Annotated in this window: 1 protein-coding gene; it reads left to right on the top strand. The window is 67.8% G+C overall.

Annotated features, from left to right (window positions below):
• Positions 1-279: 279 nt before the first annotated feature.
• Positions 280-612: aminotransferase class I/II-fold pyridoxal phosphate-dependent enzyme (locus tag JCM9942_RS17655; protein WP_157723092.1), on the top strand; the 333-nt coding region annotated here is incomplete at its 3' end.

Here is a 612-nt window from a genome sequence, read left to right as displayed (position 1 = left end):
TGCACGCGGTCCAGCGTCTGCGCTTCCGGCGCGGGCTCTTGCGCGGCGGCGGGCAGGGCCGCGAGCAGCCCGGAAAACAGGAAAAAACGCTTACATGCCGTCATCGCGCAATGATCGCCGATCCGGCACGGCGGCGGCAGCGCCGCGGAAGCGGAAGTTCCAGCTGAAACCCTGCCGTCAGCGGCTTCCAGCCCTGCTACGATGACGCGGTTCTGGCCGCCGCTGCATGCTTTCGCGCCGGACCGCCCCCACTTCCCGCCACTTGATACGAGTACCGCCGTGTCCTTCTTTGCAACTGTGGAACAGGTTCCTGGCGACCCGATTCTGGGTCTGACCGACGCTTACAACGCCGATACCCGCCCGACCAAGGTCAACCTGGGCGTGGGCATCTACTACGACGAGAGCGGCCGTATTCCGCTGCTGCGCGCGGTCAAACAGATCGAACAGCAGCTGGCCGCCGAGGCCAAACCGCGCGGCTACCTGCCGATCGACGGCCTGGCCGCCTATACCTCGGCCACCCGCGAGCTGGTGTTCGGCAAGGACTCGGAACTGGTTGCCGCCGGCCGCGTCGCCACCACCCAGACCGTGGGCGGTTCGGGCGCGCTGCGCGTG

This window comes from Stenotrophomonas pictorum JCM 9942 (assembly GCF_001310775.1).
Lineage (GTDB): Bacteria > Pseudomonadota > Gammaproteobacteria > Xanthomonadales > Xanthomonadaceae > Stenotrophomonas > Stenotrophomonas pictorum.
Note: the sequence above shows the minus strand (reverse complement) of the source record. Positions and strands in the feature narration are given on the sequence as shown.